The following is a 22,736-nucleotide window of genomic DNA, read 5'->3' as shown; positions in this document are numbered from 1 at the left end:
GGGTAAGGCGCAGCCGCCACCCGGCAAAGGGCAAAAAAATCCCCGCCGGAGCGGGGATTTTCCTGTTTACAGCAGATCGAACCGGTCGAGGTTCATCACTTTCACCCATGCCGCGACAAAGTCGTTCACGAACTTCTCGTGGGCATCGCTGCTGGCGTAAACCTCCGCCAGGGCACGCAGCACGGAGTTAGAACCGAACACCAGGTCAGCACGGCTCGCCAGATATTTGACTTCCCCGCTCACACGATCGCGCCCTTCGAACAGCTCGCTGGATTCATCGGTGGCTTTCCACTGTGTGCCCATATCCAGCAGATTGACGAAGAAGTCAGTGCTGAGTACGCCCACACGGTCGGTAAAGACGCCGCTTTTACCGCCATCAAAGTTGGCGCCCAGCACGCGCAGCCCACCCAACAACACCGTCATCTCTGGTGCCGTCAGCGTCAACTGCTGCGCTTTATCAATCAGCAACGATTCGGTGGTCGAGACGTCAATCGCCGCCCGGTAGTTACGGAAACCATCGGCAACCGGCTGCAGCAGCGTAAACATGCCGATATCGGTCTGATCCTGACGCGCATCAACGCGGCCTGGCGTAAAAGGTACGGTGATGTTGAAGCCCGCCGCTTTCGCCGCCTGCTCAACACCCACCACACCGGCCAGCACGATGATGTCCGCCAGCGATGCTTTATGCGCCGATTTATAGATCCCTTCCAGCACCGGCAGTACGCGCGCGGCCACGGCATTGACATCCCAGCTACGCTGCGGTGCCAGCGCCAGACGTGCGCCGTTGGCCCCGCCACGCTTATCGCCACCGCGGAAGGTGGAAGCCGACGCCCATGCCACCGACACCAGCTCGCTGACCGACAGGCCGGAAGCCGCAATGTCCGCCTTCAGGCTTTCGATATCTTCAGCGGTCGGGTGGAAGAACGGCTGCGGCAGCGGATCCTGCCAAATTAGCTCTTCTTTCGGTACTTCCGGCCCGATATAACGGGAAATCGGCCCCATATCACGGTGGGTCAGTTTGAACCATGCCCGGGCGAAGGCTTCGTTAAAGGCCTGCGGATCGTTGAGGAAACGACGGGAAATTTTGTCGAACTCAGGATCGAAACGCAGCGTCAGGTCGGTCACCAGCATGGTCGGTTTACGTTTTTTCGACGGGTCGAAAGGATCCGGCATAATTTCCGGCGCATTCGACGCTTCGAACTGGATAGCACCAGCCGGACTGCGGGTTTGCACCCAGTCGTATTTGTAGAGATTTTCGAAGAAGTAGTTGCTCCACTGGGTCGGCGTCTGGGACCAGATCACCTCCAGGCCGGAGGTAATGGCGTCTGCCCCAATACCGGTACCGTGGGTGCTGGCCCAGCCCAGGCCCTGAGCCTCAAGCGGGCCGCCTTCCGGATCGACACCCACATGGCTGGCTTCCCCTGCCCCGTGGGTTTTACCCAGCGTATGGCCGCCTGCGATCAGCGCGACGGTCTCTTCATCGTTCATCCCCATGTTGCCAAAGGTGGCGCGGATAGCCGCCGCCGCCGACAGCGGTTCACCGCTGGCGTTTGGCCCTTCAGGGTTAACGTAAATAAGCCCCATCTCGGTGGCGCCAATGGCGCTTTTCGCCAGGCTTTCCGGGTGACGATGCTCCAGCCAGGCTTTCTCATCGCCCCAGTTAACGTCCAGATCCGGCTCCCAGACATCTTCGCGTCCGGCGCCAAAGCCGAAGGTTCTGAAGCCGGAGTTCTCCAGCGCCACGTTGCCCGCAAGAATAAACAGATCGGCCCAGGAGATTTTCTGGCCATATTTTTGTTTGATCGGCCACAGCAGACGACGCGCCTTATCGAGGCTGACGTTGTCCGGCCAGGAGTTAAGCGGAGAGAAACGCTGTTGACCGCGGCCTGCGCCGCCACGCCCGTCGACAGAGCGATAGGTGCCCGCACCGTGCCACGCCATGCGAATGAACAGACCGGCATAGCTTCCCCAGTCTGCAGGCCACCACGGTTGGGAATCGGTCAGGAGCGCTTTCAGATCGCCTTTCAGAGCGGAGTAATCCAGCTTGCTGAATTCTTTACGGTAGTTGAAGTCTTTGCCTAGCGGGTTAGAACGTTCGGAATGCTGATTGAGAAGATCAATACGAAGTTGTTTAGGCCACCAGTCCCGGCTGTTGGTGCCGGCACCTGCACTCTTGTCATAACTGCCCTGGTGGAAAGGGCACTTACCTGAATTCTGGTTCTCGTCGGACGTACTCATCGCTCTGCTCCCTCTATGATTTTATCGTTAGGATATACACCACCGGGAACAAGAGATAATTGAAACAATCCACAGATTTGATAGTTAATACCGTTGTTATCCGGCTGAAATAAAAAAGCCCTCATCTTACTGAGGGCCTGGTCTTTACAGACCCGGGCGAACCCCTAACGTGTGGCAGATCGCGTAGCTCATTTCGGCGCGGTTGAGGGTATAGAAATGGAAATCCTTCACCCCTTCGCGGCTTAAAATCTTCACCATATCCATGGCGATACTGGCACCCACCAGCTTGCGGGTTTCGGCGTCATCGTCCAGGCCTTCATACATCTTCGCCATCCAGTGCGGGATGCGCACGTTGGTCATGTCGGCAAATTTCTTGGCCTGCTTAAAGTTAGAAACCGGAAGGATGCCAGGGATAATTTCCACGTCGATGCCGGCAGAGACGCAGCGGTCACGGAAACGCAGATAGCTTTCAACATCAAAGAAAAACTGGGTGATGGCGCGATTGGCACCCGCATCCACTTTGCGTTTCAGGTTGAGCAGGTCCGCCTGGGCGCTTTTCGCTTCCGGGTGCACTTCCGGGTAAGCCGCAACGGAGATGTCGAAATCGCCCACCTCTTTCAGCAGCGCTACCAGATCGGTCGCATACATGTCCGGCTTACCGCTGCCCGGCGGCAGGTCGCCACGCAGGGCCACGATGTGGCGGATACCGTTATTCCAGTAATCCTGGGCGATGGTGCGCAGCTCGTCGCGGGTGGCATCGATACAGGTCAGATGCGGGGCAGCCTCCAGACCGGTACGATCCTTAATGCCCTTGATGATACTGTGCGTGCGGTCGCGCTCGCCGGAGTTGGCGCCGTAGGTCACGGAGACAAATTTGGGTTTCAGGCTGCTCAGGCGATCGATAGAGGCCCACAGGGTCTGCTCCATTTCACTGGTGCGCGGCGGGAAAAATTCAAAAGAGACGTTAATCTGGCCGTTTACTTCAGCCAGGCTCTGATTCAGGGCTTCCCGCTGGTTGGCGTGAAAAAAGCTCATACCTTACCTCATCAATCGCGTGTCGTTGTTTGTTATGCTTCGAACTTCTATACGTTTAGACGTCCAGATGTAAAAATGACGGAAAAGCGGACTGGCGTCAACTGAAAATATCACCATTGACGGTGAGGAATGCTCAGGGAAGTTGAAAAAAGTTCAGGATGGGAAAAAAGAAGGCCCGGTAAGCGTTGCGCCACCGGGCATAGGGCTTTACAGCAGCTGCGCCAGACGGTTGATATCGGACTGGATCGCCCCGGCGGTCACGTCGCGGCCCGCACCTGGACCACGGATCACCAGCGGGTTATCGCGATACCAGCGGCTCTCAATGGCGAAGACATTATCGCACGGCAGCAGCGCCGCCAGCGGATGTTCCGGGCGGACAGCCTCAACCCCAACGCGCGCCTTGCCGTTGGCATCGAAACGCGCCACGTAGCGCAGCACCAGACCCATTTCGCGCGCCGCTTCCAGACGCTGCAGCATCTGCTCGTTCAGCGCTTCACCGTTCTCGAAGAAGTGATCCACAGACCCCTCTTCGCAGCCCGCCGGCACCAGCGACTCCACGCGCACCTGATTCGGCTCGATGTCGTAGCCCGCTTCACGCGCCAGGATTACCAGCTTACGCATCACGTCTTTGCCGGAGAGGTCAACGCGGGGGTCCGGCTCGGTCAGCCCCTGCTGCCACGCCTGATCCACCAGGTCGGTGAACGGCACGGTGCCATCAAACTGCAGGAACAGCCAGGAGAGCGTCCCGGAGAAGATACCGCTGATCGCCAGAATGCTGTCGCCGCTATCGATCAGATCGCGCACGGTGTGATTCACCGGCAGGCCGGCGCCGACGGTGGCATTGTAGAGCCAGTGACGGCCCGTTTTTTCAAAGGCGTCGTGGATCTGACGATAGTTGCGGGTATTGCTGGCGCCCGCCAGTTTGTTAGCGCTGATGACGTGGAAGCCGTGGCTGGCGAAATCAAGATACTGATCGGCCAACTGCTCGCTGGCGGTGACATCCAACACCACCAGATCATCATAGGGGTGGGCGCGCATCCACAGGAAGAGCGACTCTTCATCCTGTTCGATGGCTTCATCGTTGAAGAAGGCCAGCGCACGGCTGGCGTCCAGCCCTTCATAACTGAGCAGGCTGCGGCGGCTGTCCACCACGCCCGCCAGTACAAATTCAAAACCGGTACGCGCTGACAGCGTGGTTTGCTCCCGGGCAAACAGCTCCAGCCAGCGGGAACCGATATTCCCTTTCCCAAACAGCATCAGACCGATGCGTTTTTCGGCGCGGAACAGCGACTGGTGCAGGCCCTGGATCAGACTCTCCGTTGGTCCGGTGCGCATGACCGCCACCAGGCTGATGCCCTCCTCGGACTGCCAGGTAAATTCAACCGGCTGCCCTTTCAGTTGCTGCCAGAAACGGTGGCAGTGCAGCGGGTTACGGGTGACCCCCGCGCCCACCATCGCAATCAGCGCCAGCCCCTGACGCAGGCGAAGCTCGCCCGGCAGGCCCGCTTCATCCAGAATCTTCAGCGCGCTGTCGGCCACTTCGGCGGTGTAGCAGAACTGCAGCAGGTGACGATCGGTATGCACCCCCACGGCCAGCGGGCGCACCTGGGCACGCTTGAGGATCAGGTCGATCTCTTTATGCGCCAGTTTGAAATCGTGGCCGGCGGGAACGAGGAACTCAATCAGGCAGATATCGTCATGGCTGGTGACAATACGCGCCCCCGTGCCGGAAGCCAGCACGCGCTCAATGCGGGTGGAACCCTGATCCGGCGTATAGCTACAGCGCAGCTGCAGATCGATATCGCTGCCGGAAACCGGCTGCAGGGTACGGGCGTGGAGAACCGGGGCCGCCAGACGGGCCAGCTCGCTGGCTTCATCGAGACGCAGCAGCGGCAGCAGGCAGGCATCTTTAACCTTACGCGGATCGGCGCTATAGACGCCCGCCACGTCGCTCCAGATGGTGACGCGCGACACGCCCGCCAGCGCACCAATCTGCGTTGCGGAGTAGTCGGAGCCGTTACGCCCCAGCAGCACGGTTTCACCTGCGTTGCTGCGGCTGATAAAGCCGGTCACGACAATACGTTTATTTGGATGCTGCACCAGCAGCTGCTGGAGCAGCGGATAAGAGAGGCCTTCATCAACCTGCGGCTGAGCGCCCCGTTCGGCGCGCAGGAAGTCCCGCGCGTCCAGCCATGCGGCCTCCAGCCCCTGCTGTTGCAGAACCGCCGCCATCAGACGGGCAGACCACACTTCACCGTGGCCCACCACCTCGGCGTAAACGGCATCGGTCACGCCGCTGTCGAGTAACGCGGCCAGCCGCTCCAGATCCTGGATAAAGTGGCTGATCAGGCCATCGGCCACGTCGGCAGGCAGTAACCCGGCGATCAATTCACTCTGATAACGGCGTAACGCTTGTTGAACCTGATGCGCAGAGAGACGATCGGTCTGGCTTAACTTCAGCCAGCTAATCAACTGGTTGGTGGTGCTGCCCGCCGCAGAGACAACCATCATGTCCCCCGGCATCGAATACTCTGCCATGATCCCCGCGACCCGCAGGTAACATTTCACATCAGCAAGACTACTACCACCAAACTTGTGCAGCTGGCGACCCTTCGCCCCTGCCTGCGCTATCACACTCATGATTACCCCTTGGCTGCGATCCGGAAGCCATTTTCCAGATCGGCAATTAAATCTTCACAATCTTCAATACCGGTTGAGATACGCAACAGCGTCTCGGAGATCCCGGCGGCGGCACGCGCTTCTGGCGCCATGCCCGCGTGCGTCATGGTGGCGGCGTGGGAGATCAAACTTTCAACCCCACCTAAAGATTCCGCCAGCGTAAACAGTGACAGCCCGCTCAGGAAGCGACGTAGCGTCTGCTCATCGCCATCCAGCTCAAAACTTAACATCGCGCCAAAACCCTTTTGTTGACGCGCAGCAATCTCGTGTCCCTGATTCTCCGGCAGCGACGGGTGATAGAGCTTTTTCACCAGCGGCTGGGTCTTCAGGAAATCGACAATCGCCTGGGCATTACGCTGCGCCACATCCATACGCGGCGACAGGGTGCGCAGACCACGCAGCAGCAGATAGCTGTCGAACGCGCTACCGGTGACGCCGATGTTATTCGCCCACCATGCCAGTTCAGTGACAACCTCCGGCTCTTTCGCAATCACCACCCCGGCAACCACGTCCGAGTGGCCGTTCAAATATTTGGTGCATGAATGCAATACCAGGTCTGCTCCCAGTGCCAGCGGGTTCTGTAGCGCCGGACTGAGGAACGTATTATCCACTACACTTATCGCTCCCGCATCCCTTGCAAGCTGACAAATTTTTGCAATGTCCACGACGCGCAGCAATGGATTGCTCGGACTTTCGATTAATACCAGCTTCGGTTTTTCTGCCAGCGCCTGTTTCAGCGCCTGCTCATCACCCTGATCGACAAACAGCACGCGATAGCAGCCACGCTTCGCCAGGCTGTCAAACAGGCGGTAGCTGCCGCCGTAACAGTCGTGCGGGGCCACCAGCAGATCGCCAGGTTTCAGGAACACCGTGGTCACCAGGTGAATAGCCGACATGCCGGTATTGGTCATCACCGCACCTGCGCCACCTTCCAGCTCCGCCAGCGCGCGCTGGGTGACATCACGCGTAGGGTTACCACGGCGCGAGTAGTCATGGGCGCGTGGTTCATTAAATCCGGTGAAGTTATAGGTACTGGAGAGGTGAATCGGCGGGACAACGCAGCCGTACTGTTCGTCATCATTCAATCCGCTACGCACTGCGATGGTGGCCTGTTTACGCGTCATGGTGAAGGCTTCCTGGCTTAATGGATGAAAAGTCAGGCACCAGAGTAAACATTGATTATATGGACGTCAATACATCTGGACATCTAAACTTCTTTGCGTATAGATTGAGCAATGCGCAAATAGCCGTTAAAATTATATGCTTTAGCGCATACCGCAGAGGCAATATCCGTGTCACAACGGCATCTCTACGGTAAACTACGCGCGATTATGGCTCGGACCCCGGCGTATCGCTGCGGTGTCAGCCTCATATTAATGACAGAGAGGATTAAAGGTATCTCATGGCTGAATGGAGCGGCGAATATATCAGCCCATACGCTGAGCACGGTAAGAAGAGTGAACAAGTAAAAAAAATTACGGTTTCCATTCCTCTGAAGGTGTTAAAGATCCTCACCGATGAACGCACGCGTCGTCAGGTGAATAACCTGCGTCACGCTACCAACAGCGAACTGCTGTGCGAAGCGTTCCTGCACGCCTTTACCGGTCAACCGTTGCCGAACGATGAAGACCTGCGCAAAGAGCGTAGCGATGAAATTCCGGAAGAGGCAAAGGTGATCATGCGTGAGCTGGGTATCGACCCGGAGACGTGGGAATACTGATTTACAGATACAAAAAAAGCGCCTTGCGGCGCTTTTTTTTCGGGAAACTTACTTGGAACCCGGGATGCTGAAACGCTTGTTGAAGCGGTCAACACGGCCACCGGTTGCAACGTCACGCTGCTTACCAGTGTAGAACGGGTGGCACTGGCCGCACACGTCCAGGTTCAGATCGTGACCCACGGTGGAGCGGATCTGGATAGAGTTACCGCAAGAGCAGTTTGCAGTAATCATTTCGTATTTAGGATGGATATCTTTTTTCATGGGAGAACCTCAGTTAAGGCCGCGTCGCTCTTCCAGCCCTAACGCCAGACACCACGCGATGTTGAATGTAAGTTCTTTGATGCAAAGTGCACCAAAGGCGGCGAATCATACAGAATTTAACCAGGGTATGCAAACTGATCCGCACGCCGCCTTTCACTAATGTGTATACTAACGCGCCACTTTTCAAGTCAGGAAGATTCGATGCCCGTTGCTCACGTTGCCCTGCCCGTTCCGCTTCCCCGTACCTTTGATTACCTGCTGCCAGACAACATGCAGGCTGAGGCGGGCTGTCGCGTGAATGTGCCGTTTGGCAAACAGCAGCGGGTGGGTATTGTCGTCTCCGTAAGCCAGCACAGCGAGTTGCCTCTCAGTGAACTCAAAAGCGTGGTCGAGGTGCTGGACAGCGAGCCGGTCTTTTCCGCCAGCGTCTGGCGACTGCTCCTGTGGGCGGCCGACTATTATCATCATCCCATTGGCGATGTGCTGTTTCACGCCTTACCCATTCTGCTGCGACAGGGCAAAAGCGCCAGCCATGCGCCGATGTGGTACTGGTTTGCCACCGAGCAGGGCCAGGCGGTAGATATTAATAGCCTGAAACGCTCCCCGAAACAGCAGCAGGCACTGGCGGCGTTACGCCAGGGCAGGATCTGGCGGCATCAGGTTGAGAGCCTCGACTTTAACGACGCGGCGTTGCAGAGCTTACGTAAAAAAGGGCTGAGCGAACTGGCCTGCGAAGCGCCGGCGCTTATCGACTGGCGCGACGGCTTTAGCGTCGCGGGCGACCGGCTGCGGCTCAATACCGAACAGGCGACCGCCGTAGGGGCGATCCACAGCGCGTCCGATCGCTTCTCAGCCTGGCTGCTGGCGGGCGTGACCGGTTCCGGTAAAACTGAAGTCTATCTGAGCGTACTGGAAAATGTGCTGGCTCAGGGCAAGCAGGCGCTGGTGATGGTGCCGGAAATCGGCCTGACCCCGCAGACCATCGCCCGTTTTCGCGAGCGCTTTAACGCCCCGGTCGAGGTGCTGCACTCCGGCTTAAATGACAGCGAGCGCCTGAGCGCCTGGCTGAAAGCGAAAAATGGCGAAGCGGCAATCGTGATTGGCACCCGCTCATCCCTGTTTACACCCTTTAAAAATCTCGGGGTGATCGTCATCGACGAAGAGCACGACAGCTCTTATAAACAGCAGGAAGGCTGGCGCTATCACGCCCGCGACCTGGCGGTCTATCGCGCCCACAGCGAACATATCCCAATCATTCTCGGCTCCGCGACCCCTGCGCTGGAGACGCTGCATAATGTGCGCCAGCGAAAATACCATCTATTACGCCTGACGCGGCGGGCGGGTAATGCCCGTCCTGCCATGCAGCACGTACTGGATCTGAAAGGTCAGCCGGTGCAGGCCGGGCTAGCCCCGGCGCTGATCGCCCGCATGCGCCAGCATCTGCAGGCCGACAACCAGGTGATCCTGTTTCTCAACCGGCGCGGCTTTGCCCCGGCGCTGCTGTGCCACGACTGCGGCTGGATCGCCGAGTGCCCGCGCTGCGATCACTACTATACCCTGCATCAGGCCCAGCACCATTTGCGCTGTCACCACTGCGACAGCCAGCGACCGGTGCCGCGCCAGTGTCCTTCCTGCGGCTCGACCCATATGGTGCCGGTCGGTCTGGGCACCGAGCAGCTGGAGCAGGCGCTGGCCCCCTTCTTCCCGGGCGTGGCTATCTCACGTATCGATCGCGACACCACCAGCCGCAAAGGTGCCCTTGAGCAACAGCTAGCGGAAGTCCATCGCGGCGGAGCGCGTATTCTGATCGGTACCCAGATGCTGGCCAAAGGACACCACTTCCCGGACGTGACCCTGGTGGCGCTGCTGGATGTCGACGGGGCGCTCTTCTCGGCAGATTTCCGCTCCGCAGAACGCTTTGCCCAGCTCTATACCCAGGTGGCAGGCCGTGCCGGGCGCGCCGGTAAACAGGGCGAGGTGGTGCTACAAACCCACCACCCCGAGCATCCGCTGCTGCAAACCCTGCTGCATAAAGGCTATGACGCCTTCGCCGAACAGGCGCTGGCGGAGCGTCAGACCCTGCAACTGCCACCGTGGACCAGCCATGTGATTATCCGCGCCGAGGATCACAACAACCAGCAGGCGCCGCTGTTCCTCCAGCAGCTGCGCAACCTGCTGCAGGCCAGCCCGCTGGTGGATAATCAGCTGTGGATTTTAGGTCCGGTTCCGGCCCTGGCCCCCAAGCGCGGCGGACGCTATCGCTGGCAAATCCTGCTGCAACATCCCTCCCGGGTGCGGCTACAGCATATCGTCAGCGGCACGCTGGCGTTGATTAATACCCTGCCGGAAGCGCGTAAAGTGAAGTGGGTCCTGGACGTTGATCCTATCGAAAGCTAAAAAAGGGTGGGAGGCGGATCGAAAAATTAAACACGACTCACACTTTTTATGAAAATTCTGTAACCGCTTCCATTCGCAATCTGATAAAACTGACACAGTCAGAAGTGCGGTGATACGCCTGCGAGGAGAAGAAGTTGAAGTCCAGGAAAGAGGTTGCCTCGGCGACCATGAAAGATGTTGCCCTGAAAGCAAAAGTCTCAACGGCAACGGTATCCCGAGCATTAATGAATCCCGACAAAGTCTCTCAAAGCACGCGCAACCGTGTTGAGCAGGCTGCGCTGGAGGTGGGTTATCTGCCCCAGGCTATGGGCCGTAACGTCAAACGGAACGAATCCCGCACCATTCTGGTCATTGTGCCCGACATCTGCGATCCCTTTTTCAGCGAAATTATCCGCGGTATCGAAGTGACCGCCGCCGCCCAGGGCTACCTGGTCCTGATTGGCGACTGCGCGCATCAGAATCAGCAGGAAAAGACCTTCATTGACCTGATTATCACCAAGCAGATCGACGGTATGCTGCTGCTCGGTTCGCGCCTGCCCTTTGATGCCAGCATTGAAGAGCAACGCAATCTGCCGCCGATGGTGATGGCCAACGAGTTTGCCCCTGAGCTGGAACTGCCTACCGTCCATATTGATAACCTCACCGCTGCCTTTAACGCCGTGAATTATCTCCAGGAGCTGGGCCACAAACGTATCGGCTGTATCGCCGGACCGGAAGAGATGCCGCTGTGCCACTATCGCCTGCAGGGCTATGTTCAGGCGCTGCGCCGCACCGGGGCGACGGTGGATCCGCACTATATCGCCCGGGGCGATTTTACCTATGCCGCAGGCGGCCTGGCGCTGGAAAAACTGCTGTCGTTGCCGCAACCGCCGACCGCGGTGTTCTGTCACAGCGACGTGATGGCGCTGGGCGCGCTCTCCTATGCCAAACGGCGCGGTCTGAAAGTGCCGAAAGACCTCTCAATCATCGGCTTCGATAATATTTCTCTGTCTGAATTTTGCGATCCTCCGCTCTCGACGGTGGCACAACCCCGCTATGATATTGGCCGGGAAGCGATGCTGCTGTTACTGGATCAGCTGAACGGACAAACAGTTAGCAGCGGCTCCCGTTTACTGGACTGTGAATTGATCGTCAGAGGTTCAACCCAGGCCCTGACTTAAAGTAAACGCCTTTCAGACGTCCTCATCTGGTCAAAGGCCCGTCGCTTAAGTAACATGACGGGCTGACAAACGAAAAAATACAGCGAAACGATAGTGGCACAACGAGATTATGTACGTCGCGGCCAGCCGGCACCTTCGCGACGCAAAAAGAGTAGCTCACGGAAACCGCAACGCAGCAGCCTGCCCGCAGTCTCACCGGCTATGGTGGCGATCGCGGCGGCGGTCCTGGTGGCATTTATCGGCGGCCTCTGGTTCATTACGCACCATAAAAAAGAAGAAGCAGAAGCGCTGCAGGGCAATAAAGTGGTCGGCAATGGCTTGCCCCCTAAACCGGAAGAGCGCTGGCGCTATATTAAAGAGCTTGAGAGCCGCCAGCCGGGCGTGCGTGCGCCTACCGAACCCTCTGCGGGTGGCGAAGTGGTGGATCCTAACCAGTTAACCAACGAACAACGTCAGCTGCTGGCGCAGATGCAGGCCGATATGCGCCAGCAGCCTACCCAGCTCAACGAAGTGCCGTGGAATGAGCAGACGCCAGCACAGCGTCAGCAAACGCTGCAGCGCCAGCGCCAGGCGCAGCAACAAATTCAGCAGCAACAGCAGCAGCAGTGGGCACAGTCCCAGACGGTACAGCAGCCGAAAGCGCAGCCGCGCGTGACGGAACAGCCGTATCAGCAGCCTAAGGTGGCACAGACGCAACCGGCGCAACAGCCGAAGACGCAGCCTGCGAAGCAAAATAGCAACACGCAGCCGTATCAGGATCTGCTGCAAACCCCTGCGCATACCACCGCGCAGCAGCCAAAAGCCGCGCCGGTCACCAAAGAGACCGAGGCGCCAAAGCAGACGGCTGAGAAGAAAGACGAACGTCGCTGGATGGTGCAGTGCGGTTCCTTTAAAGGCGCAGAGCAAGCGGAAACCGTACGTGCCCAGCTGGCCTTTGAAGGCTTTGACTCACGCATTACCACCAATAACGGCTGGAATCGCGTAGTGATCGGTCCGGTTAAAGGCAAAGACAATGCCGATGGCACCATCAGCCGTCTGAAGATGGCAGGTCACACAAACTGCATTCGACTCGCTTCCGGGGGTTGAAACCCCCAAAATCCCCCCCATCTATCATTCTATTCAGCCCTGAGCACTGGCTCAGGGCCTCTATTTTCCGAATGTGTAACCAGGGGGTCTGCTCGTGACAACAATAGTAAGTGTACGCCGTAACGGCCAGGTGGTGATTGCCGGTGATGGCCAGGCCACGCTGGGTAATACCGTCATGAAAGGCAACGTGAAAAAAGTGCGTCGTCTGTATAACGACAAAGTGATCGCCGGTTTTGCGGGCGGTACTGCGGACGCCTTCACGCTGTTTGAGCTGTTTGAACGTAAACTGGAAATGCATCAGGGCCATCTGGTAAAAGCTGCCGTTGAGCTGGCGAAAGACTGGCGTACCGACCGTATGCTGCGCAAGCTGGAAGCACTGCTGGCGGTGGCCGATGAAAATGCCTCGCTGATCATCACCGGTAACGGTGACGTGGTGCAGCCAGAAAATGACCTGATTGCTATCGGTTCCGGTGGCCCGTACGCCCAGGCCGCCGCCCGCGCGCTGTTGGAAAACTCCGATCTGGGCGCACGCGATATCGCTGTGAAGGCGTTGGATATTGCAGGTGATATCTGCATCTATACCAACCACTTCCACACCATCGAAGAATTGCCGTCTAAGGCGTAAGGATTTCTCATGTCTGAAATGACCCCACGCGAAATTGTCAGCGAACTGAACAAACACATCATCGGCCAGGATAACGCCAAGCGTTCTGTGGCGATTGCCCTGCGTAACCGCTGGCGTCGTATGCAGCTGGATGAAGTGCTGCGCCATGAAGTGACGCCAAAAAACATTCTGATGATCGGCCCAACCGGTGTTGGTAAAACCGAAATCGCCCGTCGTCTGGCTAAACTGGCCAACGCGCCATTCATCAAAGTCGAAGCGACCAAGTTCACCGAAGTGGGCTATGTCGGTAAAGAAGTGGACTCTATCATCCGCGATCTGACCGACTCTGCCATTAAGATGGTCCGCGTCCAGTCCATCGAAAAAAACCGCTATCGCGCTGAAGAGATGGCGGAAGAGCGCGTGCTGGATGTGCTGATCCCACCGGCGAAAAACAACTGGGGCCAGGCAGAACAGCCTGCTGAGCCATCCGCTGCGCGCCAGGCGTTCCGCAAAAAACTGCGTGAAGGCCAGCTGGATGACAAAGAGATTGAGATCGAGCTCGCCGCCGCGCCAATGGGCGTGGAAATTATGTCTCCGCCAGGTATGGAGGAGATGACCAGCCAGCTGCAATCCATGTTCCAGAACCTGGGCGGGCAGAAGCAAAAGCCGCGTAAGCTGAAAATCAAAGACGCGATGAAGCTGCTGATTGAAGAAGAAGCGGCGAAGCTGGTGAACCCGGAAGAGCTGAAGCAGGACGCTATCGACGCGGTTGAACAGCACGGTATCGTGTTTATCGATGAGATCGATAAAATCTGTAAGCGCGGCGAATCCTCCGGCCCGGACGTTTCCCGTGAAGGCGTACAGCGCGACCTGCTGCCGCTGGTTGAAGGCTGCACCGTCTCCACCAAGCACGGCATGGTGAAAACCGATCACATTCTGTTTATCGCCTCTGGCGCGTTCCAGGTTGCCAAACCGTCGGATCTGATCCCGGAACTGCAGGGCCGTCTGCCGATCCGCGTTGAGCTGCAGGCGCTGACCACCGAAGACTTCGAGCGTATCCTGACCGAACCAAACGCCTCCATCACCGTGCAGTACAAAGCGCTGATGGCGACCGAAGGGGTGAACATTGAGTTCACCGAAGATGGGATCAAGCGTATCGCCCAGGCCGCATGGCAGGTTAACGAGACCACCGAAAACATCGGTGCGCGTCGTCTGCATACCGTGCTGGAACGCCTGATGGAAGATATCTCTTATGATGCGAGCGACCTGAATGGTCAAAGCATTAAAATTGATGCCGACTATGTGAGTAAGCACCTTGATGCTTTAGTAGCAGATGAAGATCTGAGCCGTTTTATCCTATAATCGCGGCAATTGCATTTTCATCACAAATGATGGGGCTGAAAGGCCCCATTTTTATTGGCACATAATTACTATGACTGAAATCAGCCGTACGCAGGCCTGGCTGGAAAGCCTGCGTCCTAAAACGCTCCCTCTCGCTTTCGCCGCCATTATTGTTGGCACTACCCTCGCGTGGTGGCAGGGGCATTTCGACCCGCTGGTGGCTGCCCTGGCGCTGCTGACCGCCGGGCTTCTGCAAATCCTCTCTAACCTCGCTAACGATTACGGGGATGCCGTCAAGGGCAGCGATAAGCCCGACCGCATCGGGCCATTGCGCGGAATGCAGAAAGGGGTGATCACCCAGGAGGAGATGAAACGGGCGCTGATTATCACCGTCGCGCTGATCTGTCTTTCCGGGATTGCGCTGGTGCTGGTGGCCTGTAAAACCCCGGCGGATGCGGTTGGCTTCCTCGTGCTCGGTCTGCTGGCGATTGTCGCGGCCATCACCTATACCGTCGGCACCCGCCCTTACGGTTACATCGGGCTGGGGGATATCTCCGTGCTGGTCTTCTTCGGCTGGCTGAGCGTGATGGGCAGCTGGTATCTGCAGGCGCACTCGTTAATTCCTGCCCTGTTCCTGCCAGCCACCGCCTGCGGCATGTTGGCGACGGCGGTGCTGAATATCAACAACCTGCGCGATATCGACAGCGATCGTCAGAACGGTAAAAACACCCTGGCGGTGCGGTTAGGCGCGGTGAATGCGCGCCGCTACCATGCCTGCCTGCTGATGGGCGCCCTGCTCTGTCTGGCGCTGTTTAACCTGCTTTCCCTGCACAGCCTGTGGGGCTGGCTGTTTGTGCTCGCCACGCCGCTGCTGGTCAAACAGGCGCGCTACGTGATGCGCGAGCAGAGCGCCTCGGCCATGCCGCCAATGCTGGAACGCACGGTAAAAGGCGCACTGCTGACTAACCTGTTGTTCGTGATAGGGATTATTCTTAGTCAGACGCTAAATTAGCTGACAAATATCAATTAACAATTGATGATTTTGCCAACAATGCAATTCGCGCGATATACTGAAAACACTCGCAGCAACTGAACTTAAGCCTATGAAATACGATACCTCCGAGCTTTGTGACATCTACCAGGAAGATGTAAACGTCGTAGAACCGCTGTTTTCCAACTTTGGAGGACGGTCGTCGTTTGGCGGACAAATCATTACGGTGAAATGTTTTGAGGACAACGGGTTGCTGTACGATCTGCTCGAACAGAACGGCCGTGGACGCATTCTGCTGGTTGATGGCGGCGGCTCCGTGCGTCGCGCGTTAATCGATGCAGAACTTGCCCGTCTCGCCACCCAGAACGAGTGGGAAGGCATTGTGGTCTATGGCGCGGTGCGTCAGGTGGATGACCTCGAAGAGCTGGACATCGGCATTCAGGCGATTGCGGCCATTCCGGTTGGCGCAGCAGGTGATGGCATTGGCGAAAGCGACGTGCGCGTCAATTTCGGCGGGGTGACCTTCTTCTCCGGCGACCATCTCTATGCCGATAACACCGGCATTATCCTCTCTGAAGATCCGCTGGATATTGAGTAACACATAGAAAAAAGGCGGAGATTACCGCCTTTTTACTGTGCCTGACAGCCAGGATGGCTGTCGTTAAATGATACAAGCAAAAGGAATCTTGTTTGCGCGGCATTCTCTATTTTCTCAGTTTCGTTTCTATCCTCTGGTTACTCTATCGCTCGTTTCGCCTTCTGTTTTTTGCGCCTCCGCCGTTTATGCTGGCTGTCACCTTGCGTCTGGGTCTGGCGTTAATCATCTTTCTTGGCGCAGTGAACTTGCCCCGTAATCTGGCAACGTTTGATAAGCAATTTAAAGAAACCGTGGGTTATCCCTCCTCCCTTCTTACAATGCAATTCATTCATATTGACGATGTTAAAAAACAACGGATTATGCGGGAAGCTGAGATCTATTTTTCCGATATCCAAAACGTGATTACCGTTGAAAATATCCCGACGCGTCAGCGAACAGAGTCATATCTTGATCACCAGAGAAGAATTAAGATCCAACGAGATATCCTGCCCAATCGCTACCGCTGGCAGGGTGATCAGCTCACCATTGCCAGTGGCAGGCCATTAACTGACGAAGAGGCTGCCCGGCTGGAAGCGACCCTGACGCAGGCTTTAAACGGCATCACGTCACACTCAGGACTCGAGTCTCGTTTTGTTTTATCTCCCGCTATGCCAGGCAGCGCTAATCTGTGGCAAATACTGCTTACTGAAGAAACGGATACCTTAGCGTTAACCTTCTCTGCCAGTGTGCATCCGAAGGTCTTTACTGCAACGTGCCCCAAAAATATGACGCCTTTATGCAGTAAAGCGCGCTTTTCCTGCCTGCTGCCGGTCGCAACGACCTTACCAGACTCTCTCACCACGCAATGGTTGCAACTGAATCATGATGAACCCATAAAGCTTACGGGGTCGCTGGGGCAGGAAAAATATCAGCTATGGATAACCAAAGAGCGAGAACAAATAGCACCCTTTTTGGTGTTGTCATCGGACAACAGGGAGGCTGAGCGAGAGCGGTTTTGTGAGCGGGAAAAACGAAATTTTATGCTGCGCCACTTTAGCCAAAGTACAGATTTAAACCAAATAAGTCAGTCACTTGAGAGTTTCAAGCTGGAACGCAATGTTCGGTTTCATCCGTAAAGAGAGGAAAGAAAGCGAGGGGGCCGAAGTCCGTGAGTAGGGTGAATGACATAAAGCGCCTTACGGCGCTTTATTCTGGAATCAGACCTCTTCCATGCGCCCGAGCAGAGCATGCAGACGATCCTGCCAGCCGTTCTGCTGTTCGCGCAGCTGGTGGTTTTCACGCTCCAGCTCTTCACGACCATGCTGAGCAGTCTGAATTTCCTGCGACAGCGCGTTGTTTTTTTCTTTCAGCTCTTCGATTTCCATCTGCAGCAGGGTGATGGTATCAATCGCCTGCTGTACTTTCGATTCCAGTTTCTCAAACACTTCTAACGACATAATGCTACCTCTCCTGAATTTGCAAGGCGACGCTTGACGTAAACGCGCACAACACCTGGTGTCGATTGTATGGAGCCCCGCCCTCCCTGTCCAGCGGCAGACCGCGCAGATTGCGGTTTGCAACACTTTTCAGTCTCCTCCTGGTGCGTTCGCGCCATATACCCCTAAATTGTTAACACTTTAGTTAATAGAAAGCTTACTCCCCCTTTCGCTTACAGCAGTTCTCGCCCGCTTTATGGCGCGTTATCGCTCATTTTGTTGACGCGGCACACACATTTTAAGTTCGATATTTCTCGTTTTTGTTCGTTAACGATAAATTAACACTATGTCTACAGGACATCGTGCCGGTCATGGCGACCGTCGCGCCAACAATAACCATTAATCATTTTTCAGGATCCGATTATGAGTGAAACATCAACCTTAAAAGGCCAATGCATCGCAGAGTTCCTGGGTACTGGGTTGTTGATTTTCTTTGGCGTAGGATGTGTGGCTGCACTGAAAGTGGCGGGCGCCAGTTTCGGTCAGTGGGAAATCAGCGTGATCTGGGGTCTGGGCGTGGCGATGGCCATCTACCTGACGGCGGGTGTTTCGGGTGCGCACCTCAACCCTGCGGTCACCATCGCGCTGTGTCTGTTTGCCTGCTTTGACAAACGCAAGGTTGTGCCTTTTATTGTGGCGCAGTTTGCTGGTGCGTTTTGTGCAGCGGCGTTAGTTTACGGGCTCTATTACAATCTGTTTATCGACTTCGAGCAGACGCACCATATGGTGCGTGGCAGTACCGAAAGCCTTGAGCTGGCGGGGATCTTCTCCACCTATCCGAACCCGCACATTAACTTTGTGCAGGCCTTCGCGGTAGAGATGGTGATCACCGCCATCCTGATGGGTACCATCCTGGCGCTGACCGATGACGGCAACGGCATTCCGCGCGGTCCGCTGGCGCCGCTGTTGATTGGCCTGCTGATTGCGGTGATCGGCGCGTCGATGGGGCCACTGACCGGTTTCGCCATGAACCCGGCGCGCGACATCGGCCCGAAAGCCTTCGCCTTTATTGCCGGGTGGGGTGACGTGGCCTTCACCGGCGGCAAAGATATTCCTTATTTCCTGGTGCCGCTGTTCGGCCCCATTGTAGGTGCTGCGCTGGGTGCCTTCGGCTATCGTAAATTGATTGGCCGCCACCTGCCGTGTGACACCTGTGTCGTCGAAGAGGCCGAAGAGAAGGAAACCACCTCTGGCGCACACCAAAACGCTTCGCTGTAATCTGACTACGGGACCACAACTATGACCGACAAAAAATATATCGTTGCGCTCGACCAGGGCACGACCAGCTCCCGCGCTGTCGTTATGGATCATGACGCGAACATCGTCAGCGTGTCACAGCGCGAATTCGAGCAAATCTATCCTCGTCCAGGCTGGGTTGAACACGACCCGATGGAGATCTGGGCGTCACAAAGCTCAACGCTGGTTGAAGTACTGGCGAAAGCTGATATCAGTTCCGACGAGATTGCGGCGATTGGCATCACCAACCAGCGTGAAACGGCCATCGTCTGGGAACGCGAAACCGGTAAGCCGATTTACAACGCCATTGTCTGGCAGTGCCGCCGCACAGCGGACATCTGCGAGAAGCTCAAGCGCGACGGCATGGAAGAGTACGTGCGCAGCGCCACCGGCCTGGTGGTAGACCCCTACTTCTCCGGCACCAAGGTGAAATGGATCCTCGACCATGTCGAAGGCTCCCGCGAGCGGGCAAAACGCGGCGAACTGCTGTTCGGTACCGTAGATACCTGGCTTATCTGGAAGATGACTCAGGGGCGCGTTCACGTCACCGATTACACCAACGCCTCGCGCACCATGCTGTTCAACATCCACGATCTGGACTGGGATGACAAAATGCTGGACGCGCTGGACATCCCGCGCGCCATGCTGCCACAGGTGCGTAAGTCGTCTGAAGTGTACGGTCAGACCAACATCGGCGGTAAAGGCGGCACCCGTATTCCTATCGCCGGGATCGCCGGCGACCAGCAGGCCGCGCTGTTTGGCCAGCTGTGCGTAAAAGAGGGGATGGCGAAGAACACCTACGGCACCGGCTGCTTTATGCTGATGAACACCGGCGAGAACGCGGTGAAATCGGAGCATGGCCTGCTGACCACCATCGCCTGCGGCCCACGCGGCGAGGTGAATTACGCCCTGGAAGGCGCGGTGTTTATGGCAGGCGCGTCCATCCAGTGGCTGCGTGACGAAATGAAGCTCATCAGCGACGCCTTTGACTCGGAATATTTCGCCACCAAGGTGAAAGATACCAACGGCGTCTACGTGGTGCCGGCTTTCACCGGCCTGGGCGCCCCCTACTGGGACCCCTACGCCCGCGGCGCGATTTTCGGCCTGACGCGCGGAGTCAATTCTAACCACATCATCCGCGCCACGCTGGAGTCGATTGCCTTCCAGACCCGCGACGTACTGGAAGCGATGCAGGCCGACTCCGGCATTCGTCTGCACGCCCTGCGCGTGGATGGCGGCGCAGTGGCGAACAACTTCCTGATGCAGTTCCAGTCCGACATTCTGGGTACCCGCGTGGAACGCCCGGAAGTGCGTGAAGTGACGGCGCTGGGTGCGGCCTATCTTGCCGGCCTGGCGGTTGGCTTCTGGCAGAACCTGGACGAACTGCAGGAGAAAGCGGTCATCGAGCGCGAATTCCGTCCGGGTATCGAAACCACCGAGCGTAACTACCGTTATAGCGGCTGGAAAAAAGCCGTGAAACGCGCGCTGGCCTGGGAAGAGCACGACGAGTCATAATACCTCCCCCTCACCCCGTCGGGGTGAGGGGTCCAAACCGCCTCTCCCACTCTGTGATAAACTTCGTGCAATTCCTTTTGATTGCACGAGTATCTGATGAAACGTGAACTTGCTATCGAGTTTTCCCGCGTAACCGAGGCCGCCGCTCTGGCAGGCTACAAGTGGCTTGGCCGTGGTGATAAAAATACTGCTGACGGCGCAGCCGTCCATGCCATGCGCATCATGCTTAACCAGGTCAACATCGATGGCACCATCGTGATTGGTGAAGGTGAGATCGACGAAGCCCCCATGCTGTTCATCGGTGAAAAAGTCGGTACCGGTAACGGCGATGCGGTGGATATCGCGGTAGACCCCATTGAAGGCACCCGCATGACGGCCATGGGCCAGGCTAACGCCCTGGCGGTACTGGCGGTGGGCGATAAAGGCACCTTCCTCAACGCGCCCGATATGTATATGGAGAAGCTGATTGTCGGCCCTGGCGCAAAAGGGGTCATCGACCTCAATCTGCCGCTGGCGGAAAACCTGCGTAATATCGCCGCCGCGCTTAATAAGCCCCTTGGCGAACTGACGGTCACCATTCTGGCGAAACCGCGTCACGATGCGGTCATCGCCCAGATGCAGCAGTTAGGCGTGCGCGTCTTTGCTATCCCCGATGGCGACGTGGCGGCCTCCATCCTCACCTGCATGCCGGACAGCGAAGTCGACGTGCTGTACGGTATCGGCGGCGCACCGGAGGGGGTGGTTTCTGCCGCGGTGATCCGCGCCCTCGACGGCGATATGCATGGCCGTTTGCTGACCCGTCATGACGTAAAAGGCGACAGCGAAGAGAACCGCCGCATCGGTGAGCAGGAGCTGGCCCGCTGTGCCGCAATGGGCATTCAGGCCAATACCGTGCTGCGTCTGGATGATATGGCGCGCAGCGATAACGACATCTTCTCGGCGACCGGCATCACCAAAGGCGATCTGCTGGACGGCATCAGCCGCAAAGGCAATATGGCGACCACCGAAACGCTGCTGATCCGCGGTAAATCACGCACCATTCGCCGCATCCAGTCGATTCACTATCTCGACCGTAAAGATCCGGACGTGCAGACCCACATTCTGTAAAACCGTTTGATCAATAGAGCTTTCCGGCCCGCCTGGGCTGGAAATCTCCCTCTCAGGTAAGGAAGATAGAACCCGAGATCAGTACAGGAGAACATCATGGCAGACTGGGTAACAGGTAAAGTCAAAAAGGTAGAGTTCTGGACCGATGCGCTATTTAGCCTCACCGTACATGCGCCCATCCAGCCTTTCACGGCCGGGCAATTTGCCAAGCTGGGGCTGGAGATCGACGGCGAACGCGTGCAGCGCGCCTACTCCTATGTCAACGCGCCGGATAACCCGGATCTCGAGTTCTACCTTGTCACCGTTCCCGATGGCAAACTCAGCCCGCGCCTGGCGGCACTGAAACCCGACGATGAGATCCAGATTGTCAGCGAAGCCGCAGGCTTCTTCGTGCTGGATGAAGTGCCAGACTGCGAGACGCTGTGGATGCTGGCAACCGGTACCGCCATCGGCCCTTACCTGTCGATCCTGCAATATGGGCAGGACCTGGATCGCTTTAAAAATATCGTTCTCGTGCATGCCGCGCGCTACGCCGCAGACCTGAGCTACCTGCCGCTGATGCAGGAACTGCAGAAGCGTTATGAAGGGAAAGTGAAAATCCAGACGGTGGTGAGCCGTGAAACGGTGCCGGGATCGCTCCACGGGCGCGTACCGGCTCTGATTGAAAATGGCGAGCTGGAAGCCGCCGTGGGTCTGAAGATGGAGGCCGACACCAGCCACGTGATGCTGTGTGGCAACCCGCAAATGGTGCGTGATACCCAACAGCTCCTGAAAGAGACCCGGCAAATGACCAAGCATTTACGCCGTCGGCCGGGCCATATGACCGCAGAACATTACTGGTAATTAGCGGTACTTTACGTCGATCGTATCTTTACCATATTTATTCTCGCCCTGGGTGCCCACAAACGCGCCCAGGTCGACAATGATCATCACAAAAATAATGGTAGGGATCAGCCTGCCCACCACCCACGGCAGCATGGAGGGCAGCATCGACCAGTTGCCGGCCAGCAGCATCCACGCCAGTATCACCAGCAGCGCCCACAACCCCGAACGCCCACGATCGTGCAGACGTTTCACTAACACCGCCGCGGTCGGCCACAGCAGCGACACCAGCGCGAAGGCCGCCGTCTGGGTGCTCAGCCAGGCGTTATTGGCAGAAATAAACAGAGCCAGCATGGCGACAATCCATACGCCAATCCAGATCCAGAAATCACGGCGTCCAATACGCCCTTTGAATGAAAACAACCACTGCTGTATGGTCATGTCAGGTTCCTAAAAGTCATCGCGGCGCGT

20 protein-coding genes are annotated in these 22,736 nt (G+C 57.1%); 13 read left to right on the top strand and 7 right to left on the bottom strand.

Translation table 11 applies throughout. The annotated features are described in order from the left end of the window. Window positions 1–66 precede the first annotated feature (66 nt). The 4 genes from katG to metB all read right to left on the bottom strand — a co-directional run bounded on the left by katG (window position 67) and on the right by metB (window position 7,076). Entirely contained in the window at window positions 67–2,238 is a 2,172-nt protein-coding gene (katG, locus tag WFM46_RS04850) for a catalase/peroxidase HPI (protein ID WP_103177497.1), read from the bottom strand. Window positions 2,239–2,382: 144 nt separating this feature from the next. Then, entirely contained in the window at window positions 2,383–3,273 is an 891-nt protein-coding gene (metF, locus tag WFM46_RS04845) for a methylenetetrahydrofolate reductase (protein ID WP_032615268.1), read from the bottom strand. A 207-nt stretch (window positions 3,274–3,480) separates the two neighbouring features. Further along, window positions 3,481–5,913 (bottom strand): bifunctional aspartate kinase/homoserine dehydrogenase II, encoded by a 2,433-nt coding sequence (locus tag WFM46_RS04840; protein WP_336997162.1) that lies wholly within the window; start codon window positions 5,911–5,913, stop codon window positions 3,481–3,483. Between the two features lie 2 nt (window positions 5,914–5,915). Continuing rightward, entirely contained in the window at window positions 5,916–7,076 is a 1,161-nt protein-coding gene (metB, locus tag WFM46_RS04835; protein ID WP_159340305.1) for a cystathionine gamma-synthase, read from the bottom strand. Window positions 7,077–7,354: 278 nt separating this feature from the next. Between metB and metJ the strand changes: the two genes are divergently transcribed. Further along, complete coding sequence (gene metJ / locus WFM46_RS04830; RefSeq protein WP_015966498.1) at window positions 7,355–7,672, top strand: met regulon transcriptional regulator MetJ; 318 nt, start codon at window positions 7,355–7,357, stop codon at window positions 7,670–7,672. Between the two features lie 48 nt (window positions 7,673–7,720). Here the strand turns inward: metJ and rpmE are convergent, their stop codons facing one another. Beyond that, window positions 7,721–7,933, bottom strand: coding sequence for a 50S ribosomal protein L31 (gene rpmE / locus WFM46_RS04825; protein WP_103177500.1), 213 nt, complete (start codon window positions 7,931–7,933; stop codon window positions 7,721–7,723). 201 nt (window positions 7,934–8,134) lie between these two features. Between rpmE and priA the strand changes: the two genes are divergently transcribed. From priA to WFM46_RS04785, 8 genes are all read left to right on the top strand, one after another. Then, window positions 8,135–10,330: a primosomal protein N' gene (gene priA / locus WFM46_RS04820; RefSeq protein WP_336997161.1), complete on the top strand. Its 2,196-nt coding sequence runs from the start codon at window positions 8,135–8,137 to the stop codon at window positions 10,328–10,330. Between the two features lie 134 nt (window positions 10,331–10,464). After that, window positions 10,465–11,490 carry a DNA-binding transcriptional regulator CytR gene (cytR, locus tag WFM46_RS04815; protein ID WP_103177502.1) on the top strand — a complete coding sequence of 342 codons (1,026 nt, stop codon included), beginning with the start codon at window positions 10,465–10,467 and terminating at the stop codon, window positions 11,488–11,490. A 93-nt stretch (window positions 11,491–11,583) separates the two neighbouring features. After that, window positions 11,584–12,576, top strand: coding sequence for a cell division protein FtsN (gene ftsN, locus WFM46_RS04810; protein WP_336997160.1), 993 nt, complete (start codon window positions 11,584–11,586; stop codon window positions 12,574–12,576). A 94-nt stretch (window positions 12,577–12,670) separates the two neighbouring features. Further along, window positions 12,671–13,201, top strand: coding sequence for an ATP-dependent protease subunit HslV (gene hslV, locus WFM46_RS04805; RefSeq protein WP_032615282.1), 531 nt, complete (start codon window positions 12,671–12,673; stop codon window positions 13,199–13,201). 9 nt (window positions 13,202–13,210) lie between these two features. Then, window positions 13,211–14,542: an HslU--HslV peptidase ATPase subunit gene (gene hslU, locus WFM46_RS04800; protein ID WP_103177504.1), complete on the top strand. Its 1,332-nt coding sequence runs from the start codon at window positions 13,211–13,213 to the stop codon at window positions 14,540–14,542. A 64-nt stretch (window positions 14,543–14,606) separates the two neighbouring features. Then, on the top strand, window positions 14,607–15,533 hold the full coding sequence (menA, locus tag WFM46_RS04795) for a 1,4-dihydroxy-2-naphthoate polyprenyltransferase (protein WP_103177505.1): 927 nt from the start codon (window positions 14,607–14,609) through the stop codon (window positions 15,531–15,533). 91 nt (window positions 15,534–15,624) lie between these two features. Beyond that, complete coding sequence (gene rraA / locus WFM46_RS04790) at window positions 15,625–16,110, top strand: ribonuclease E activity regulator RraA (protein ID WP_103177506.1); 486 nt, start codon at window positions 15,625–15,627, stop codon at window positions 16,108–16,110. 92 nt (window positions 16,111–16,202) lie between these two features. After that, window positions 16,203–17,225 (top strand): hypothetical protein, encoded by a 1,023-nt coding sequence (locus WFM46_RS04785; RefSeq protein WP_336997159.1) that lies wholly within the window; start codon window positions 16,203–16,205, stop codon window positions 17,223–17,225. 81 nt (window positions 17,226–17,306) lie between these two features. Here the strand turns inward: WFM46_RS04785 and zapB are convergent, their stop codons facing one another. Next, complete coding sequence (gene zapB / locus WFM46_RS04780; protein WP_103177509.1) at window positions 17,307–17,546, bottom strand: septal ring assembly protein ZapB; 240 nt, start codon at window positions 17,544–17,546, stop codon at window positions 17,307–17,309. A gap of 402 nt (window positions 17,547–17,948) precedes the next feature. Here zapB and WFM46_RS04775 point away from each other — a divergent pair, with 402 nt between their 5' ends. From WFM46_RS04775 to fpr, 4 genes are all read left to right on the top strand, one after another. Then, the gene (locus WFM46_RS04775) at window positions 17,949–18,803 is read left to right on the top strand and encodes an MIP/aquaporin family protein (RefSeq protein ID WP_103825246.1); all 855 of its coding nucleotides are present in this window, start codon (window positions 17,949–17,951) and stop codon (window positions 18,801–18,803) included. A 21-nt stretch (window positions 18,804–18,824) separates the two neighbouring features. Continuing rightward, window positions 18,825–20,336 carry a glycerol kinase GlpK gene (gene glpK / locus WFM46_RS04770; RefSeq protein WP_180210087.1) on the top strand — a complete coding sequence of 504 codons (1,512 nt, stop codon included), beginning with the start codon at window positions 18,825–18,827 and terminating at the stop codon, window positions 20,334–20,336. 96 nt (window positions 20,337–20,432) lie between these two features. Continuing rightward, window positions 20,433–21,443 (top strand): class II fructose-bisphosphatase, encoded by a 1,011-nt coding sequence (gene glpX / locus WFM46_RS04765; RefSeq protein WP_336997158.1) that lies wholly within the window; start codon window positions 20,433–20,435, stop codon window positions 21,441–21,443. Window positions 21,444–21,539: 96 nt separating this feature from the next. Continuing rightward, window positions 21,540–22,286 carry a ferredoxin--NADP(+) reductase gene (gene fpr / locus WFM46_RS04760; protein ID WP_103177513.1) on the top strand — a complete coding sequence of 249 codons (747 nt, stop codon included), beginning with the start codon at window positions 21,540–21,542 and terminating at the stop codon, window positions 22,284–22,286. On the opposite strand, the gene WFM46_RS04755 is transcribed toward fpr, so the two are convergent. Beyond that, the gene (locus tag WFM46_RS04755; RefSeq protein ID WP_103177514.1) at window positions 22,287–22,706 is read right to left on the bottom strand and encodes a DUF805 domain-containing protein; all 420 of its coding nucleotides are present in this window, start codon (window positions 22,704–22,706) and stop codon (window positions 22,287–22,289) included. It abuts the gene before it with no gap. Window positions 22,707–22,736: the final 30 nt, after the last annotated feature.

This window comes from Leclercia sp. M50, assembly GCF_037150775.1.
Classification (GTDB): Bacteria; Pseudomonadota; Gammaproteobacteria; order Enterobacterales; family Enterobacteriaceae; genus Enterobacter.
The sequence above is the reverse complement of the archived record's forward strand: the minus strand, read 5'-3'. Positions and strand labels throughout refer to the sequence as shown.

What these genes read in the sequence shown, in the direction of transcription:
- katG (WP_103177497.1), bottom strand. Translation starts at nt 2,238, where the DNA reads ATGAGTACGTCCGACGAGAACCAGAATTCAGGTAAGTGCCCTTTCCAC.
- metF (WP_032615268.1), bottom strand. Translation starts at nt 3,273, where the DNA reads ATGAGCTTTTTTCACGCCAACCAGCGGGAAGCCCTGAATCAGAGCCTG.
- WFM46_RS04840 (WP_336997162.1), bottom strand. Translation starts at nt 5,913, where the DNA reads ATGAGTGTGATAGCGCAGGCAGGGGCGAAGGGTCGCCAGCTGCACAAG.
- metB (WP_159340305.1), bottom strand. Translation starts at nt 7,076, where the DNA reads ATGACGCGTAAACAGGCCACCATCGCAGTGCGTAGCGGATTGAATGAT.
- metJ (WP_015966498.1), top strand. Translation starts at nt 7,355, where the DNA reads ATGGCTGAATGGAGCGGCGAATATATCAGCCCATACGCTGAGCACGGT.
- rpmE (WP_103177500.1), bottom strand. Translation starts at nt 7,933, where the DNA reads ATGAAAAAAGATATCCATCCTAAATACGAAATGATTACTGCAAACTGC.
- priA (WP_336997161.1), top strand. Translation starts at nt 8,135, where the DNA reads ATGCCCGTTGCTCACGTTGCCCTGCCCGTTCCGCTTCCCCGTACCTTT.
- hslU (WP_103177504.1), top strand. Translation starts at nt 13,211, where the DNA reads ATGTCTGAAATGACCCCACGCGAAATTGTCAGCGAACTGAACAAACAC.
- rraA (WP_103177506.1), top strand. Translation starts at nt 15,625, where the DNA reads ATGAAATACGATACCTCCGAGCTTTGTGACATCTACCAGGAAGATGTA.
- zapB (WP_103177509.1), bottom strand. Translation starts at nt 17,546, where the DNA reads ATGTCGTTAGAAGTGTTTGAGAAACTGGAATCGAAAGTACAGCAGGCG.
- WFM46_RS04775 (WP_103825246.1), top strand. Translation starts at nt 17,949, where the DNA reads ATGAGTGAAACATCAACCTTAAAAGGCCAATGCATCGCAGAGTTCCTG.
- glpK (WP_180210087.1), top strand. Translation starts at nt 18,825, where the DNA reads ATGACCGACAAAAAATATATCGTTGCGCTCGACCAGGGCACGACCAGC.
- glpX (WP_336997158.1), top strand. Translation starts at nt 20,433, where the DNA reads ATGAAACGTGAACTTGCTATCGAGTTTTCCCGCGTAACCGAGGCCGCC.
- fpr (WP_103177513.1), top strand. Translation starts at nt 21,540, where the DNA reads ATGGCAGACTGGGTAACAGGTAAAGTCAAAAAGGTAGAGTTCTGGACC.
- WFM46_RS04755 (WP_103177514.1), bottom strand. Translation starts at nt 22,706, where the DNA reads ATGACCATACAGCAGTGGTTGTTTTCATTCAAAGGGCGTATTGGACGC.